The organism is Flavobacterium sp. NPDC079362 (assembly GCF_050267765.1).
Lineage (GTDB): Bacteria > Bacteroidota > Bacteroidia > Flavobacteriales > Flavobacteriaceae > Flavobacterium > Flavobacterium azizsancarii.
Genome location: NZ_JBNNFM010000028.1, coordinates 33,598 through 52,684, shown reverse-complemented (window position 1 = coordinate 52,684; position 19,087 = coordinate 33,598). Strand labels below are relative to the sequence as shown.

The 19,087-nt window shown below is 33.5% G+C and carries 14 protein-coding genes; 12 read left to right on the top strand and 2 right to left on the bottom strand.

The window, feature by feature from the left end; translation table 11 throughout:
• Nucleotides 1-31 precede the first annotated feature (31 nt).
• From ACQKCJ_RS19465 to ACQKCJ_RS19440, 6 genes are all read left to right on the top strand, one after another.
• Entirely contained in the window at nt 32-4,531 is a 4,500-nt protein-coding gene (locus ACQKCJ_RS19465) for a translocation/assembly module TamB domain-containing protein (RefSeq protein ID WP_271336016.1), read from the top strand.
• Between the two features lie 311 nt (nt 4,532-4,842).
• Nucleotides 4,843-5,829, top strand: a complete 987-nt coding sequence (gene pfkA / locus ACQKCJ_RS19460; protein WP_271336017.1) for a 6-phosphofructokinase — start codon at nt 4,843-4,845, stop codon at nt 5,827-5,829.
• Between the two features lie 88 nt (nt 5,830-5,917).
• Nucleotides 5,918-6,922, top strand: a complete 1,005-nt coding sequence (gene gap, locus ACQKCJ_RS19455; protein WP_271336018.1) for a type I glyceraldehyde-3-phosphate dehydrogenase — start codon at nt 5,918-5,920, stop codon at nt 6,920-6,922.
• Nucleotides 6,923-7,053: 131 nt separating this feature from the next.
• Nucleotides 7,054-7,905 carry an N-acetylglucosamine kinase gene (locus ACQKCJ_RS19450; RefSeq protein WP_271336019.1) on the top strand — a complete coding sequence of 284 codons (852 nt, stop codon included), beginning with the start codon at nt 7,054-7,056 and terminating at the stop codon, nt 7,903-7,905.
• Between the two features lie 12 nt (nt 7,906-7,917).
• The gene (locus ACQKCJ_RS19445) at nt 7,918-8,292 is read left to right on the top strand and encodes a methylglyoxal synthase (RefSeq protein WP_271336020.1); all 375 of its coding nucleotides are present in this window, start codon (nt 7,918-7,920) and stop codon (nt 8,290-8,292) included.
• 191 nt (nt 8,293-8,483) lie between these two features.
• Complete coding sequence (locus ACQKCJ_RS19440) at nt 8,484-8,870, top strand: methylglyoxal synthase (RefSeq protein WP_271336021.1); 387 nt, start codon at nt 8,484-8,486, stop codon at nt 8,868-8,870.
• On the opposite strand, the gene ACQKCJ_RS19435 is transcribed toward ACQKCJ_RS19440, so the two are convergent.
• Together ACQKCJ_RS19435 and ACQKCJ_RS19430 are read right to left on the bottom strand one after the other, a co-directional pair.
• Nucleotides 8,851-9,231, bottom strand: a complete 381-nt coding sequence (locus ACQKCJ_RS19435; protein WP_271336022.1) for a RidA family protein — start codon at nt 9,229-9,231, stop codon at nt 8,851-8,853. The genes ACQKCJ_RS19440 and ACQKCJ_RS19435 overlap by 20 nt on opposite strands.
• Nucleotides 9,232-9,356: 125 nt before the next feature.
• Nucleotides 9,357-12,113, bottom strand: a complete 2,757-nt coding sequence (locus tag ACQKCJ_RS19430; RefSeq protein ID WP_427402737.1) for a putative LPS assembly protein LptD — start codon at nt 12,111-12,113, stop codon at nt 9,357-9,359.
• 49 nt (nt 12,114-12,162) lie between these two features.
• Between ACQKCJ_RS19430 and ACQKCJ_RS19425 the strand changes: the two genes are divergently transcribed.
• The 6 genes from ACQKCJ_RS19425 (at nt 12,163) to bshA (ending at nt 19,085) form a co-directional block, all read left to right on the top strand.
• Entirely contained in the window at nt 12,163-13,290 is a 1,128-nt protein-coding gene (locus ACQKCJ_RS19425) for an N-acetylmuramoyl-L-alanine amidase family protein (protein WP_271336024.1), read from the top strand.
• A 51-nt stretch (nt 13,291-13,341) separates the two neighbouring features.
• The gene (locus ACQKCJ_RS19420) at nt 13,342-14,307 is read left to right on the top strand and encodes an MlaD family protein (protein WP_271336025.1); all 966 of its coding nucleotides are present in this window, start codon (nt 13,342-13,344) and stop codon (nt 14,305-14,307) included.
• 4 nt (nt 14,308-14,311) lie between these two features.
• Nucleotides 14,312-15,649, top strand: a complete 1,338-nt coding sequence (locus ACQKCJ_RS19415) for a (Fe-S)-binding protein (RefSeq protein WP_271336026.1) — start codon at nt 14,312-14,314, stop codon at nt 15,647-15,649.
• A 138-nt stretch (nt 15,650-15,787) separates the two neighbouring features.
• Complete coding sequence (locus tag ACQKCJ_RS19410) at nt 15,788-16,579, top strand: (Fe-S)-binding protein (protein WP_427402736.1); 792 nt, start codon at nt 15,788-15,790, stop codon at nt 16,577-16,579.
• An 83-nt stretch (nt 16,580-16,662) separates the two neighbouring features.
• Entirely contained in the window at nt 16,663-17,145 is a 483-nt protein-coding gene (locus tag ACQKCJ_RS19405; protein WP_083692817.1) for an ABC transporter ATPase, read from the top strand.
• A gap of 803 nt (nt 17,146-17,948) precedes the next feature.
• Nucleotides 17,949-19,085, top strand: coding sequence for an N-acetyl-alpha-D-glucosaminyl L-malate synthase BshA (gene bshA, locus ACQKCJ_RS19400; RefSeq protein ID WP_427402735.1), 1,137 nt, complete (start codon nt 17,949-17,951; stop codon nt 19,083-19,085).
• Nucleotides 19,086-19,087 lie beyond the last annotated feature (2 nt).

The following is a 19,087-nucleotide window of genomic DNA, read 5'->3' as shown; positions in this document are numbered from 1 at the left end:
AAAGAAAATAATATCACGAACCCTAATTGGGTTGATTTTACTTTTGTTGGCACTCGCTATCATTCTGGCTTTGCCGGTTGTGCAGACAAAAATTGCACATTATATTACAGAATCCCTTAATACAGATTTTAAAACCAATATTAGTGTCGATAAAGTAGCGATCAATATTTTTGGTGGTGTAAAACTCAAGAAAGTACTCATTTTAGATCATCACAAGAAAACGTTGATCTACTCTGATATCATTACAACTGATATTTTAAGCATCCAGAGATTGTTAGAAGGAGATTTGCTTTTTGGGGATCTTCGTTTGACAGGTATGATTTTTAATTTGAAAACCTATAAAAACGAGGACGAAAACAATATTAATAAATTTATTAAATTGTTTGAAACCGGAAAGAAAACAAAATCTGACAAACACTTTTTGCTTACAGCCAGAAACGCTTATATTTCTAAAGGAGCTTTTTCTGTTATTGATGAAAACAAAAATACCCCAAGATTTCTTGATTTCAAAAAGCTAAACGCCTATATCAGTGACTTTAAATTATACGGTCCGGATGTAAATACAACCATTCACAGATTCTCTTTTTTAGATCATCGCGGTTTGTATGTGTCCAATTTTGCGGGTAAATTCAGTTATACCAAAAAACAAATTAAAGTTGACGACTTAGCCATTAAGACCAAAAGATCCTGGATTTACGGACAAGCTATCCTGAATTATAAAGTAGAAGATTTTCTTGATTTTACTGATAAAGTAAAGTTTAATGTAGCGCTTGATTCTGCTTCGATAGCTTCAAACGATATTCGTTATTTTTATGATGGATTAGGTAAAAACCAGCATTTTAGAATTAAAACAAAAATAAAAGGAACTTTAAATGATCTTAATTTAAAACAACTTAATTTAAGTGATACAAATGGTTCGAAGATCAACGGAACAATTAATTTCAAAAATCTTTTGGGAAGTAAAACCCAGAAGTTTTCTATGGATGGAAAGTTTGACAGATTAATCTCCAGTTACGATAATTTGGTAGTGATATTGCCTGGTATTTTGGGTAAAAAACTTCCGAAAGAAATGCAGAGAGTAGGCAGATTTAATATTGTTGGAAAAGCAAAAGTCTCGACAACAGCTCTGGAAGCCGATTTTAAGATGATTACGGATCTGGGTAACGGGCAGGCTAAATTGCATATGAATAATATCGATTTTATAGATAAAGCCTCTTATACCGGAAATATAATTTTGGATAACTTTAATGTTGGCGCCTTACTGAATCGAAAAGATATTGGTAAAACGACTTTAAATCTGGATATTGATGGTGTTGGTTTTACAGAGAAATATCTCAACACGATTATAAAAGGAGATATATCAAAACTAGATTATAATAAATATACCTATAACAATATTGTTATAAACGGAAACTTTAAATTACCATACTATAAAGGACAGGTTGCTGTAAATGATCCTAATTTAAGTTTGACATTTGATGGTTTGGTAGATTTAAGCAAACGCGAAAGCAGGTATGATTTTCATATTAATGTTGAAAATGCCGATTTGCGAAAATTAAAGTTTTTAAATGATTCTATTGCGCATTTTAGAGGAGATGCTGTTGTTGAAGTTACAGGAAATTCTATAGAAAATCTTCAGGGAACTGTTTCGATCAAAGATGCTGTTTTTCAGAATCCAAAGGCTACGTATGCTTTTGATGAAATTACAGTAAACTCAAATTTCGATGCCGATAAATTACGTACAATCACCATTAGTTCAAATGATGTTGTACAAGGAGAAATAGTAGGTAAATTTCAGTTTGGGCAATTAGATAAGCTCGTAATGAATTCTGTAGGAAGTCTTTATACCAATTACAAGCCTTATAAAGTCAAGAAGGGCCAGTTTTTACGTTTCAATTTTCATGTTTATGATAAAGTGGTAGAAATGCTTTATCCGGAAATTAATATTGATTCATCTACGGTAGTGCGCGGAAAAATTGACGCTGATTTAGGAGAGTTTAAATTCAGGTTTAAGTCCCAGAAAATTACAGCAGCAAAAAACACATTCGATAATATCCGAATTAATATTGATAATAAAAACACGCTTTATAATGCTTACGTTGAGTTAGACAGTATAAAAACACCTTATTATAAAGTGCGTGATTTTAGTTTGATAAATGTTACCTCAAAAGATACACTGTTTGTTCGGTCTGAGTTTAAAGGTGGAGAAAAAGGAGAGGATTATTATAATCTCGATTTGTATCATACTATCGATAAGAACAAGAACAACATTGTTGGGATCAAGAAATCAGAAATGAAGTTCAAAGACTATTTATGGTATTTGAACGAAAACGAGGAAAAAGACAATCAGATTGTTTTTGATCAGTATTTTAAAAACTTTACAATTGATAATATTATTTTATCCCATGAAAATCAGAAAATTGATTTGAACGGTGTTATAAAAGGAAACGATTATAAGGATCTTGTACTGAATTTTGAAGATGTCGATATAAATAAAATTACACCATTAAATTCTAAATTTGTTTTTAATGGTAATCTGAACGGAAATATAAATTATAAGCAAAATAAGAACGTCTATCAGCCTACTGCTGCGATTTCTATAGATCATCTTAATTTGAATAAAGTAGATTTAGGAACTTTGAAATTTGATATCTCCGGAGATGAGAATTTTAAAAAGTTTACGATAAATTCGTCCATACAAAATGGTTTTACAGAGTCGTTTAGGGCAAGCGGAACTTTTGCAATCGAAAATAAAGAGACATTTTTAGATTTAAATCTAAAACTCGAAGGATTTAATCTGGCAACTTTAGGCACAGTTGGCGGCGATGTATTGTCTAATGTCAGAGGTTCTGTTTCCGGAAATGCCGCAGTAGTTGGTAATCTTAAAAAACCGGAAATAAACGGAAGGCTTTATGTAGAAAAAGCCGGAATGACAGTGCCGTACCTTAATACAGATTACGAATTGAGCGACCGAACGGTTATTGATTTAACAGATGAAAAGTTCTTGTTCAGGAATAATCAGTTAACAGATACCAAATACGGTACTAAGGGATTATTGAACGGAAGTATTGAGCATCATAATTTTGGAGACTGGAAACTGGATTTGACCATTACATCAAAACGATTACTGGCACTTGATACAAAAGATAGTGAAGATGCAGCCTATTTTGGTACTGCATTTATAAACGGTACAGCAAGTATAAAAGGTCCAACAGAAAGTTTATTTATAAAAGTAGATGCTAAATCTGAGAAAGGTACAGAAGTAAAAATACCTATTAACAATGCACAAAGCGTTGGAGAGAGCAGTTGGATACATTTTGTAACTCCAAAAGAAAAATACAACCTCGCCAATGGAATAATCGAAAAAACAAGAAATTATAATGGTCTTGAACTCGAGTTTGATTTTGATATTACGCCGGATGCAGAGGTCGAAGTAATTTTAGATCGTAATTCAGGTCACGGTATGAAAGGAAAAGGATACGGATCATTATTGTTTAAAATCAATACATTAGGTAAGTTTAATATGTGGGGAGATTTCCAGGCATACGAAGGAACATATAATTTTAAATACGGCGGTTTAATAGATAAAAAATTCTCAGTTAAAAAAGGAGGATCTATCATATGGGAAGGAAACCCTATGAAAGCTCAGTTAAATCTGGAAGCAGTTTATAAAACATCAGCAAATCCGGCTGTACTGTTAGATAATACTTCATCGTTTAATAAAAAAGTACCGGTAGAAGTTGTAATTGGTTTACGAGGAGATTTAACAAGCCCTGAGCCTAATTTTGATATTCAGTTCCCGTCCGTAAGTAATGTTCTTAAGTCAGAGATACAATACAAGTTAGATGACAAAGATATTCGCCAGACACAGGCATTATATTTATTATCTACAGGTTCATTCATGAGTACAGATGGTTTTAGTCAGGGCGATTTGTCCGGAACGTTGACAGAAACTGCATCCAGTTTGTTAGGAGGAATTATAAAATCAGATAATGATAAAGTCAATATCGATTTAAATTATATTTCTGCCGATAAAAGATTAGGGCAGGAGGCAGATGGTCAGTTTGTTGCCAATATAACCTCTCAGGTAAACGAAAGAATTACAATAAACGGAAAATTAGGAGTTCCGATAGGTGGTGTTAACGAATCTGCTATTGTTGGAGATATCGAAATACTGTATAGGGTTAATGAGGACGGAACAATGAACCTTCGTTTGTTTAATAAAGAGAATGATATTAATTATATAGGTCAGGGAATTGGATATACTCAGGGAGTTGGTATTTCGTACGAAGTCGACTTTGATACTTTTAGCGAGCTGGTCAACAAATTGTTTAAAAACCATAAACTAGAAAGAGCCATAAAAAGTTCTTCAGACGATTTGCAGGACTCGTATTTAAATCCTGATTTAGTAAAGTTCTCTAATAAAAAAGACGCAGAAAAAAACAAAAAGAAACCGGATAAAAAAGAAGAAGAGAAAAAGCCGCCGCCACAAAATAATAACGAGGGTTTGATTCCTGATAACGATTTTTAAAAGGATTTGTTTAAAATATTCATAAAAGAAACCATTTGCTAAGGCAAATGGTTTCTTTTATGCTAAATTTAGAGGCTCATTTATTTTTTGAGAATGGCAAAATGCTTAAAATTTTATAACACTTCATTTATGTATTGTTAATTTTAAAGATTTAATTAAAATAAGTGGCTTTTATTATTTTAAATGAATTTTTTGCTATTGAAAAACTTATTAACGAAAACGTTTGAATTTAACAAATTTTATTAATTAATGATAAACATCGCCTAGAAAGTGGTGAATGTTTGCTAATTTTACACTTTAATACTTAAATAATGCCAAAAACAATAAAAAAAGTTGGGGTTCTGACATCGGGAGGAGACTCACCTGGAATGAATGCCGCAATACGATCAGTTGTTCGAACATGTGCTTATCATAATATAGAATGCATAGGAATTTATAGAGGGTATCAGGGAATGATCGAAGGAGATTTCAAAGAAATGGGACCCCGAAGCGTAAATAATATTGTAAACAAAGGTGGAACGATCCTGAAATCAGCTCGTTCAGTTGAGTTTAGAACCCCGGAAGGTAGAAAAAAAGCGCACGAGAATCTTGTGAAAGCCGGAGTAGATGCTTTGGTCGTAATAGGAGGTGACGGAAGTTTTACCGGAGGATTAATTTTTAATTCAGAATATGGTTTTCCAGTAATGGGAATCCCGGGTACAATCGATAATGATATTTTTGGTACAAGTCATACTTTAGGTTATGATACAGCCTTGAATACAGTGGTAGATTGTATCGATAAAATTAGAGATACCGCAAGTTCACACAACCGTCTGTTTTTTGTAGAGGTTATGGGTAGAGATGCCGGACACATTGCTCTTAATGCTGGTATTGGTGCAGGTGCAGAGGAAATTCTTATTCCTGAAGAAGATTTAGGTCTCGAGAGATTACTTGATTCACTTCAAAAAAGTAAAGCTTCAGGAAAATCATCAAGTATAGTTGTTATTGCTGAGGGAGATAAAATTGGTAAAAATGTATTCGAATTAAAAGATTACGTTGAGGCTAATTTACCTGAGTATGATGTTAGGGTATCTGTTTTAGGACACATGCAGCGTGGTGGTTCTCCATCTTGTTTCGATCGTGTTCTGGCAAGCCGTTTAGGTGTAAAAGCAGTAGAATCTTTAATAGAAGGTAAGTCAAATTATATGGTAGGTCTTCAGGCAGATAAAGTTGCCCTGACACCTCTTGAACAAGCTATCAAAGGAAAGTCTGAAATTGATAGAGAATTGTTGAGAGTATCTGATATCATGTCAACATAAAATAAAAGTTTAAAAAGGAAAGAAGTTTATTGTGAGGAAATTAGACTTTAAAGTAGTGTAATAAAAACAAAAGCAAAAATTAAGAAAAATGTCAAAAGTAAAATTAGGAATAAACGGATTTGGACGTATCGGAAGAATCGTTTTTAGAGAAACTTTCAATAGAGATAATGTAGAAGTAGTAGCAATCAACGACTTATTAGATGTTGATCACCTAGCTTATTTATTAAAATATGATTCAGTTCACGGTCGTTTCAACGGAACTGTAGAAGTAAAAGAAGGAAAACTTTTCGTAAACGGAAGAAATATCCGTATTACTGCAGAAAGAAATCCAGCTGACTTAAAATGGAACGAAGTTGATGTTGATGTAGTTGCAGAATGTACTGGTATCTTCACAACTATCGAAACTGCAAATGAGCACATTAAAGGTGGTGCTAAAAAAGTAATTATTTCTGCTCCGTCTGCAGATGCTCCAATGTTTGTAATGGGTGTAAACCACGAAAGCGCAAAAGCAACTGATCTTGTTGTTTCTAATGCTTCATGTACTACAAACTGTTTAGCTCCCTTAGCTAAAGTTATTCACGATAATTTCGAAATTGTTGAAGGTTTAATGACAACTGTTCACGCAACAACTTCAACTCAAATGACAGCTGATGGTCCTTCTAGAAAAGACTGGAGAGGTGGACGTGCTGCTAGCATCAACATCATCCCATCTTCTACAGGAGCTGCAAAAGCGGTTGGAAAAGTAATTCCTGCTTTGAATGGAAAATTAACTGGAATGTCTTTCCGTGTTCCTACTGCTGACGTTTCTGTAGTAGATTTAACTGTAAAAGTAGCTAAAGAAACTTCTTACGAAGAAATTATGGCTGTTTTAAAGAAAGCTTCTGAAAATGAATTAAAAGGTATTTTAGGATATACTGAAGATGCAGTAGTATCTCAGGATTTTATCTCTGATAAAAGAACTTCAATCGTTGATGCTACAGCAGGTATCGGTTTAAATTCAACTTTCTTCAAATTAGTATCTTGGTACGATAATGAATACGGGTACTCTAGTAAATTAATTGATTTATCTGTACATATCGCAGGTTTAAAATAATATTATATATTTTTGTAAAGTCCCGTTATCTCAAAGTAACGGGATTTTTCATATTTTGTTACTTCTTTAATTAATGTAAAAAACACACTTTTTATTTAGCTAAAGAAAACCTAATCCAAAAACTAAATAAAATGAAATTAATAGTTGATAGTGGATCTACTAAAGCCGATTGGATTGCAATTGATGATAATGGAAAAGTATTATTCACCACACAAACTTTAGGGTTAAATCCTGAAATTCTTGACGGTCCTGAAATTATCGAAAGATTAAATGACCGTTTCGATATATTACAAAATAAAAAAAATGCCACACATTTGTTCTTTTACGGAGCAGGTTGTGGAACTGACAGAATGAAAACAGAACTTTCGCAAATATTCCAGGAATATTTCGTGAATGCTATTGTAGAAGTTCATGAAGATACTTATGCAGCAGTTTATGCCACTACTCCAAAAGGAGAAGCAGCAATTGTGAGTATCTTGGGTACAGGTTCTAATTGCAGTTATTTTGATGGAAAAGTATTGCATCAAAAAGTACAATCATTAGGGTATATTGCTATGGATGATTGTAGTGGAAATGTTTTTGGAAAAGAATTAATAAGAAAATATTATTTCAATAAAATGCCTAAAGAATTGGCGGTTGAATTTGAAAAAGAGTATGATTTAGATCCTGATTATATCAAGAATAAATTATACAAAGAGCCAAATCCAAATGCTTATTTAGCAACCTTTGCAAAGTTTTTAATCAAACATAAAGACACAGAGTTTTGTAGAAAAATTATTTTCAAAGGAATGAAATCTTTCGTAAAAAACTACATCAAACAATATGATAACTGCAAAGAAGTTCCAGTTCATTTTGTAGGTTCAATTGCTTTTTATCTGAAAGACGAATTACAGGAAATATTTGATAAATATGAGCTTCAATTAGGAAATGTTTTAAGAAGACCTATTGATGGTTTAATAGCTTATCATGTTGCTAATCAATAATAAAAGTAAAATATGGAAATTGCTATTATAGCTCACGATGGTAAGAAAGCAGATATGGTTCAGTTTTTGAATAAAAACAAAACTCTTCTTCTTCAGGAAAATATTAAGCTGATCGCAACAGGAACTACCGGAAGTAAAGCTGTAAACGCTGGATTTAAGGTAAAAAGAATGCTTTCAGGACCAATGGGAGGTGATGCGCAAATTGCTGCGCGTGTAGCCGAAGGTAAAACAGAGATGGTATTCTTTTTTAAAGACCCTCTGGCGAGCCATGCCCATGAAGTCGATATTAATATGCTTATTCGTGTTTGCGATGTACATAATGTACCATTAGCTACAAATGAAGCTTCTGCCCAGTTGTTACTAAATGCTGTCGCTTTGCAATTATAGAATTTACATTATTTAAATATATTCAAAAACCGTTTCGTTACTGAAACGGTTTTTTTTATGCCTTAAATTCGCCATAATAATAGTATTGCTGTTTTTTATTGTGGTTTATTTAAATATTTGATATTCATGGTCTTATTGTGAGTTTGTTCGCTTTTTAGACGTAAATTTGGTACTATATTTATTGTTAAATCATGAAAAGAAAGACGTTAATTGCGATAATTGCCCATGATAATAAGAAAGCAGATATGATTCATTTTTTAATAAAAAACGAAGTTACACTGCAACACGATAAAATAAAACTTATTGCAACAGGATTACTGGGAAGAAATGCGGAGAAATCAGGATTTAAGGTAAAAAAGATGCTTCCTTGTTCGATGGGCGGAGATGCTCAGATTGCTTCCAGAGTAGCAGAAGGCAAAATTAAAATCGTTTTCTTTTTTAAAGACCCACTGACAAACCATGCTCATGAAGTAGATATAAATATGCTGCTCTGGGTTTGCGATGTACATAATGTGCCGCTGGCAACAAACGAAGCAACGGCACAATTGTTATTAAATGCTATTGCACTGCAATTATAGAAATTTCTACATTTACATTTTTAGGCAAGCAGGCTACTTGAACCGTTTCACGTGCAGGAGCCGTTTTTTCGTCAAAATAAGAACCATATATGGCGTTTATAGCAGCAAAATTATTCATATCCATAATGAAGATAGTTGCTTTAACAACGTTCTCGAAAGTCATATTTGCAGCTTCCAGAATCGCAGCAATATTTTGCATTACCTGTGTTGTTTCATCATTGATATTATCAGTAATAATTTCTCCTGAGGCAGGATTTATTGCAATCTGACCAGAAGCATAAAGTGTATTTCCTGATAAAACAGCTTGGTTGTATGGGCCAATTGGTGCTGGAGCTTTGTCTGTAAAAATGATTTTTTTCATAATAATAGTTTTAAAATTCTCAAATAAAGAATTGTGATTTAAAATAATGAAATTAAGATTAAATCTCTAAACTTAATTTTTTTGATAATCGAATACAAGAATAGTGTATGTTTAAAAGAGAGATATTAGCGATTAGACGTACTGCGTTTATTCCATTTAATATCACTAAGCATTCCCGATTTGATTCCGATAAAGAAATTCCAGTTGGCGTTTACACCCAGAGGACTCCAGTTAAAAGCCATTCTCCAGCTTAATAAATCTCGCTCAAAACGAAATTGGGTAAAAGTAACACCCTTTTGTACTAAATCATAACCAGTTGAAATTCCGCCCTTCCATTTTGGGGTAATATCCATATTGGCAGATATCATAATAGAGTTTCCTGTGATTTTATTTTCCCTGTTTACATTTGAATACGTTAAGGAATACGCCATTGTCATATCCCAAGGAATCTTAGAGTTAAAAAACTCCGTTATAACATCTGTATCATCATCCTTTTCATTTGCAAACTGGCTGTTTCGACTGTCATTCAAGTCCGTATTTGTTCCAAACAAATCATCCTTTCGACCACCATTCCGCTCACTTTGTTTGTTATCCTGATCTTTTCCGGTTCCCTTATTCGAGAAAGAATAATTTAAAGTCACGTTTGCACTAGTCATTCTGAACAAACTTCCGCCATTATCGATGTTGTAAGTACTAATTCTTTTTCCGCCATTATCTATAGCGTAAGGATCCAGTGTTGCCCCAAAATTGACATTCATTTTATTATCAAAAAACTGAGTTCCACCGCTTACAAGAACAGGTTGCCAGGCTAAAGTTTCTTTTCCGTCAGCATTAAAATTATAACTTGTACTGAAGTTTAAATTGTTCAACAGCATAATTTTCTTAGGTTCCGTCTTTGTGCTGTCTCTGTCTCTTACTTTTGCCTCAAACGTGTTGCTTAAAGCAAATGATACAATGTTTGAGTTGCTTTTACCCGGAGCTCCAAAAATACCACCATCGAATCTTGAATATGTAGAGATTTTTCCTGAAGCATCAACAGTATAATTGTTGTAATACTGGTCGAAACTTGGTGTGTAAGCATAAGTTACAGTCGGACGCATGACGTGACGAATAGACTGAATTCTTTTATCTTCTCCAAAATTGAAAGTACCGTAAATTGTAGTTCCCAGGTTGGTGCTGAAATTATAAGTTCTGTAGGCATCAAATCCATTAACAACATTGTCTACGACTTTACCCTGAGAATTGTCGTAATTTTTATCAATAGTTTTGGTTACCCATGTTTCCTGATAGTTAGTCGATGCTCCTGCACTAAAATATTTAAATACTTTAAAGTTTGTACTAATCGGAATACTGTGTTGCATTCCTATTTGAGCATCTCTGAACATTTGTGGTTTGAAAAACAATGAATCTGTTGTTTTAAAATTGTTTTTACCACTTAAGTTATATTGTAAGTTGATGTTTTTTATAAATCCTTTTTTAACACCGTCTTTTCCAACAAACGGATATACACGATCAACACTTGCTTGTAAAGCCGGTAATGTCATCAGGATCTCTTCTGTTTGAGTGTTTTGTTGGTGCGTTGCCGTTAATGAGATACGGGCTTGCGGTATTGTATTAAAAGTTTTATTATAGGAAATAGATGAACTTAAAGTATTATTTAGATTAGACCCAATGTTCGCCTGATTAATAGATCGCTTAAAATATTTACTACTACCCATATTCACAGAAGCAGAAAAACTTGAATTAGGATTCGACTTAGTGTCTTTAGAATGTGACCACTGGATATTATAAATAGATTGTTTGCTGTAATCAGGATAACCACGCTCACTGTTGATCAAATTTTCAAAACGAACGTTTATATTTCCTCTGTATTTATATCTTTCTGCATATGCGGATTCAAAGCGCATGGCATAACTACCATTCGTATAATAATCTCCCAGAACAGTTAAATCGTAATTCTCGCTCAAAGCAAAATAATACCCCATATTCTGCAATGAAAAACCTCTCGTGTTAGAGTCATTATAACTAGGTATGATAATACCGGAAACACTTTTTTCCTGACTCATTGGAAAATAGGCAAAAGGCAGGGCAAGAGGAGTTGGTACATCTGCAATAACCATGTTGGTTAAACCTGTGATTACTTTTTTACCCGGAATAAATTTTACTTTGTTCGTCTGGAAATAATATTCAGGATTGTCAATATCCTTTGAAGTTGTAAAACGCGCCCCTTTTAGAAAATAAACAGAGTCATTTTCCTTTTTCGTTATCGCAGCCTTTATTTTAAATTCTCCCTGTTCAGTCCTTGAATTATAAATTAAAGCTTTTTTTGTTTTAAAATTAAATCGGATAGAATCAGGCTGAACTTCACTCGCGCCTTGTTTAAAATTTGGATATTGCGTCAAAACTCCGGCAGAATCTTTTATACGTCCGGCATAAACTTCATCTTTTTCCAGATTTAAAACGATAATTCCAGATTTTAATTCGACATCTTTGTAGTATAATTCTGCTTCGTTGTATAAAGTAAGCGTCTTAGCCTTCTTATCATACTTGGCATAATCCTTTGCTTTGTACTTGGTAACAGCATCAAGAAAGTTCTTTTTAGTTTTTACCGTATCCAATTTTATGGTGTCAACGACAATTGGCGGAGCAACATCTGTAACAACAGTTTTGGGTTTATCTGTTTGTTTTACAGCTGGTAATGCTTTTTTTTTGTTTTTTATCTCTTGCGAATATAAATTACCACATCCTAATGTTAGGAAAAATGATAATAAAACGATATTAAATAAGTTTGTATGCAAAGGTTTAAATGCTATTTTTGTAAAATTATGGCTTGTTTTTTGACATGTCAAACTTACATATAATTTTTTGTCAAAAATAATCAATTGTAAAAATTATAGCAGTTACGTTTTATTAAAATTAACTTTTAGATTTATGAATATATTTAACAAAATTAAAGTAATATTTACTTTTTTTCTAATGATATCGTCTTTTTGTGCATTCAGCCAATCAAATGTTTTTAAGGTAACACTTGATGCCGGGCATGGAGATCATGACTTTGGCGCTGTTTATAGCGGACGGATCGAAAAAAATATTGCTTTGGCTATTGTTCTAAAAGTGGGAAAGATTTTAGAGTCGACCCCAAATGTTAATGTTATTTATACCCGCAAAACCGATGTTTTTATCGATTTGGTCGAAAGAGCGAATATTGCCAACAGAGCCAATTCTAATATTTTTGTTTCTATTCACTGTAATGCAAATAAAAATACTGCTGCTGACGGAACTGAGACTTATGTAATGGGTTTAAGTAAAGTGGCATCGAATCTTGAAGCGGCGAAAAAAGAGAACTCCGTAATTACCCTTGAGAAAGATTATAAACGTAAATATGAAGGTTACGATCCTAATTCGCCTGAATCTATGATTGGAATTACTATGATGCAAGAAGAATATTTAGACAATAGTATTTCTTTAGCAAGTAAAATCGAAGATAATTTTGAAAAACTGGGAAAAAAATTAAGACAAGGCGGAGTGAAACAAGCGCCATTTATGGTACTTCATAAAGCTTATATGCCAAGAGTTTTAGTAGAAACCGGATTTATTTCTAATCCTACAGAAGGAAATATTCTAAATTCAGAAGAAGGACAAAATGATATTGCAAAAGCCGTTGCCGAAGCAATTATTAGTTATAAAAGAGAGTACTTTGGTAACGGATCTAACGAATCTATAGATGCGAGACCGGTAAAAGATACTTCGACCCCCGTAAAAAATAAAATTGTCGAAAGTGCTGCAGTTGCCAAGAATGCCCCAAAAGGAGTTTTCTTTAAAGTACAGCTTATTGCCAGCATTAAAAAAACACCACTGGAACCTAAAAACTTCAAAGGCCTGAAAAATGTAACAATGTTGTATGAAAACAATATTTATAAATATTTCTATCAGGAAACTTCGGATTATGCAACTGCCAAAAAATATTTGGAAGAAGCTAAAGATAAAGGATATGGAGCTGCTTTTTTAATTGCAAATAAAGACGGAGAAAAAATCAGTATTCAAGAGGCGATTAAATAATAGCCTTTTGTTCGAATATTTATATTAATTTTGTACAAAACACTAAGAATTTTGAAACTAACAAGAGAAATTAAAACGGCTATTTTAGTCATCGCGTCGATTTTATTATTTATTTGGGGCTATAGTTTTTTAAAAGGCAAAGACCTTTTTACAAATTACCAGACATTATATGTAGAATATGATAATGTTGAAGATTTGTCAGCATCAGCACCCGTTACTATAAATGGTCTTACAATAGGTAAAGTAAGTAAAATCAAAATCAATGAAGTAACCGGTAAGTTATTAGTTGAACTTCAGTTAAAAACAGATTTTCCAATTTCTAAAACAAGTAAAGCAGCTTTATATTCTCCAAGTTTAATTGGCGGAAAACAAATAAAGATTATGCCTAATCTTGCGGATAAAGATCCTGCTGTAGATGGTCAGACACTTGAGTCTGTTGTTGAGCTTGGCTTAACAGAATCGTTAGGAGGTAAAATTGAGCCTATTCAGCAAAAATTAGATTTAATGCTGCTTAATATCAATACACTTGTTTCCGGATTAAATAATGTTCTGGATAAAAAAGGACAAGAAGACCTGAAAAAATCATTAGGAGAATTAAGTCAGACTATGGAGCAGTTTCACAGAGCTTCCGGAACTCTTAATTCTATCTTGGATACAAATAAAGGTCAGATTAATGGAGTAGTGACAAACTTTAATAAAATGTCAAGTAACTTCAATAAGATATCTGATTCTTTAAGCAAAGCCGATTTAGGAAAAACAGTTAGAAACCTAAACCAGACTTTAGCTAAAGTAGATGGTATTATGAGTAACTTAAACTCAGGAAAAGGTACTGCAGGTAAATTATTAAATGATGATGCTTTGTATAATAATCTTGCTAAAACTTCAAAAGAGTTAGAGCTGTTATTGCAAGACGTTCGTTTGTACCCAACTCGTTACGTAAATGTTTCTCTTTTTGGAAAGAAAAATAAGCCATATGTGGCACCGGCAGAAGAAGCAGATTCAACTACTAAAAAATAATTAGATGAGTTATTTAGATAATATTTTATTCGCTATCCTCCTTATAATTGGTTTCGGTTTTTTTGCATCGAGCGTAAAAAAAATCATCCGAAACATCAATTTAGGAGTAGATGTAAATCGAAAAGATAATTCTAAAGCACGTTGGAAAAACATGGCTTTGATTGCTCTTGGGCAGTCAAAAATGGTGAGACGCCCTGTAGCCGGAATACTTCATATTTTTGTATACGTAGGTTTTATAATCATTAATATCGAGTTAATCGAAATTATTATTGATGGATTATTTGGAACCCATAGAATTTTTGCTCCTTATTTAGGAGTCGTTTATGATATTTTGATTGCTTCTTTTGAGATATTGGCACTACTTGTAATTTTTGCTGTTGTAGTTTTCTGGATCAGAAGAAATGTGATCAGGTTAAAACGTTTTATTAATCCTGATTTAAACGGATTTCCTAAAAGTGATGCCAATTACATTCTGTACTTCGAAACAGTTTTGATGCTTTTGTTTTTATTGATGAATGCTTCAGATTTACATCTGCAAAATGTTCCCGGAGGATTTTCGCATTTTCATAAAGCAGGAAGTTTTCCAATAAGTCAATTTATTGCACCAATGTTTAACGGATTGTCAAATGAATTGGTTGGATTGTTGTTTGAGGTTTTTTGGTGGTTGCATATTGCAGGTATTTTAGTTTTTATGAACTATTTGTACTTCTCAAAACACTTGCACATTCTTTTGGCTTTTCCAAATACCTATTTTGCAAACTTAAATCCGGAAGGACAGTTTGATAATTTAGCATCGGTTACAAAAGAAGTAAAATTAATGATGGATCCAAATGCCGATCCGTTTGCTGCTGCTCCGGCAGATGAAAATGCTGTGCCAAGTAAATTTGGAGCCAGTGATGTTCAGGATTTAAACTGGGTTCAGCTATTAAACGCTTATACTTGTACAGAATGTGGTCGTTGTACATCGTCATGTCCTGCCAATCAAACCGGTAAAAAATTGTCTCCTCGTAAAATTATGATGGATACAAGAGATCGTTTACAAGAAGTAGGAAAGAATATAGATGCTAATAAAGGTGTTTTTGTTCCGGATAACAAAACATTATTAAACGATTATATTACTCCCGAAGAATTGTGGGCTTGTACATCATGTAATGCATGTGTAGAAGAATGTCCCGTAAATATTAGCCCGTTGTCTATTATTATGGATATGCGCCGTTATCTGGTTATGGAACAAAGTGCTGCTCCAATGCCGTTAAATGCGATGATGACGAATATCGAAAACAATGGAGCGCCTTGGCAATACAATCAGCAGGACAGATTGAATTGGAAAAATGAGAATTAAAATAGTTTAAAAAGTTATTTATTTAACCGTTTATTCGATTGTAAAAAATAAAAAGTTCGGTTTTTAATGTTATGGAAAAGGTTTTTCAAGAGAGCGATTAACCAAATGAACAATTAACCGATTTAATAATAAAGAGACATGTCAGAAAGTTTAGTAGTACCAACAATGGCAGAAATGCTGGCCGAAGGAAAACAACCAGAAGTTTTGTTTTGGGTAGGTTGTGCGGGAAGTTTTGATGATAGAGCAAAAAAAATTACAAAAGCATTTGTGCGAATTTTAAATCGCGCAAATGTTTCTTTTGCAGTTCTTGGTACAGAAGAGAGTTGTACCGGAGATCCTGCAAAACGTGCCGGAAATGAATTTTTGTTTCAGATGCAGGCCATGATGAATATCGAGGTTTTGAATGCTTATGAAGCTAAAAAAATTGTTACGGCTTGTCCGCATTGTTTTAATACTTTAAAAAATGAATATCCTGAATTAGGTGGTCAGTATGAGGTAGTTCATCATACAGAGTTTTTAAAGTCATTACTGGATGATGGAAGATTAACCATCGAAGGTGGTCAGTTTAAAGGAAAACGTATTACTTTTCATGATCCTTGTTATTTAGGAAGAGCCAATAAGATTTATGAAGCGCCAAGAGATTTAATCGAAAAACTGGATGTTGAATTAGTCGAAATGAAACGCTCAAAAGCAAACGGACTTTGTTGTGGAGCCGGTGGAGCGCAAATGTTTAAAGATGCTGAACCAGGAAACAAAGAAGTAAACGTATTACGTACAGAAGACGCTCTTGAAGTACAACCGGATATTATTGCAGCAGGTTGTCCGTTCTGTAATACAATGTTAACAGATGGTATCAAGCACCAGGAGAAAGAAGGGCAAGTGAAAGTGATGGACATTGCTGAGTTAATTGCTAATGCGCAAGATTTATAAAAGGTTCTAAGTTACTAAGATGCTAAGGTTTTAAGTTTTGAAACCTGAAACAAGAAAAACAAACAAGAAAAACAAAAGTAAAAATGTATATACCTTTTGAAGATTTACCAGGTGAGTCCAAAATTTGGATTTATCAATCAAACAGAAAATTTTCTGAGGAAGAATTTTCTGAAATAGAAACTGACCTGAAAGCTTTTGTTGAAGGTTGGGCAGCTCACGGAACAAGTTTAGAAGCTTCGTATGAACTGAAATACAACCGATTCATTATTTTGGCTGTCAATCAGGATGTGCAGGCGGCTACAGGATGTTCTATTGATAGCTCAGTAGAATTTATCCAGAGTTTAGAGAAAAAGTACAACGTTGATTTGTTAGATAAAATGAACGTGACTTTTAAACTAGGTGAACATATCGCACACAAACCTTTAATTGATTTCAAGAAAATGGTTAAAGATAAATCAGTATCTGAGAATACGATTGTTTTTAATAATCTGGTGAACAATATCGAAGAATACAATGAGTCTTGGGAAGTTCCTGCTGCCGATAGTTGGCATAGCAGGTTTTTCTAAGAGGAATTTATATAATATAGAAAAGGTATGATTGCCGCCATCACAACAAACCCGACAGGTTTTTAAAACCTGTCGGGTTTCGTGCGTTTTGTGTAGAAACCTTTGTCAAAGTTTAAAACCAAGAGCGTAAGGAGCTTTGTCGAAAGCTTATGTTTAAAGCGGATCTGTGTGTTTTTTGTCATTTCGACGGAAGAGTCCCGAGCGATAGCGAACAGACGCAGTAAATCACATCCAATATTCGACAAAGATTGATCTTTCTGTACGGAGTTTCTAGTGTGATTTGTCCTTCGTCGAAATGAAAGATTGTGGTTGTTTTACGCGAAATACGTATTAATCTTTGCAAAAAAAGTTTAAAATTCCTTACGTTCTTGGTTTTAAACTCTGACAAAGGAAGATCGTAACAAACCCGACAGGTTTTTAAAACCTGTCGGGTTTAGGATTGAAGTTCTTATGAAAACTAGAGTTCTTATCTAGCCCCGATGGAAGTGATATCCTTTTTCTTGCTGCTGCCAGCAAGGAAAAGATATAGCGGACAGCGGGACATAAGGTTCTTTTGGAAATTAATTTTTCTGCTCCTGAAAATAAGCATGAATATGAGTTTTGAGTTTGGTTAAAATATTGAGCCTTTTATTTGGTTTTCGATGAATTAGAAATTAAGTAATCTGATGTCTAAGATAGTCTAAGATTCTAAGTTAGTCTAATAATCTAATACTCTGATAAATCTAATCTTCACAAAAATCTAACAATCTAAAACTTCGATTAAAAGCTATTTTTGAGTACTTTCGTAGTATTAAATTTAATACATGAAAATAGCAATAGTTTGTTATCCGACATTTGGTGGTAGTGGTGTAGTTGCTACAGAACTAGGCCTTGAATTAGCCAGACGCGGACACGAAATCCATTTTATTACTTATAGTCAGCCGGTTAGGCTGGCACTTTTGAATCCTAATGTTCATTATCACGAAGTAAACGTTCCTGAATATCCTCTTTTTCATTATCAGCCTTACGAGTTGGCTTTGTCAAGCAAATTGGTAGATATGGTAAAATTGTATAAAATTGAGGTTTTGCACGTGCATTATGCTATTCCGCATGCGTATGCCGGTTATATGGCGAAGCAAATGCTGAAGAACGAGGGAATTAATCTTCCAATGATTACAACGCTTCACGGAACGGATATTACATTGGTAGGAAATCATCCTTTTTATAAACCTGCAGTGACTTTTAGTATCAATAAATCAGATTATGTGACCTCTGTTTCCCAGAGTTTGAAAGACGATACCTTGAAGTTGTTTATGATCAAAAATAAAATACGCGTAATCCCGAATTTTATTGAGTTGGATAAAATGGCAAAAGATCCTCAGGCACCTTGTCATCGTTATGTGATGGCGAAGGAAAATGAACGTATCATTACCCACATCAGTAACTTTAGAAAAGTAAAACGTATTCCGGATATTATTAAGATTTTTTATAATATCCAGAAAGAGATTCCGTCTAAACTTATGATGGTTGGGGATGGTCCTGAAAAAGAGAAAGCAGAAGTTCTTTGTATGGAACTGGGAATTTATGATAAAGTAATTTTCTTTGGAAACAGTAATGAAATTGATAAGATTTTATGCATGACCGATTTGTTTTTACTTCCGTCAGAAACTGAAAGTTTTGGTTTGGCGGCTTTAGAAGCAATGGCTTGCGGAGTTCCTGTTATTTCGAGTAATTCCGGAGGTTTGCCGGAAGTTAATTTCGATGGCTTTTCAGGTTATTTGAGTGATGTTGGTAACGTGGATGAAATGGCTGCAAATGCAATTAAAATCCTTAAAGATGATGCAGTCTTAAATCAGTTTAAAGAAAATGCATTAGAGGTTGCTAAAAAATTCGACATCAAAAACATATTGCCTAAATACGAAGCTTTGTATCAAAGAGCTATCGATGATTATAAAAGCTAGAT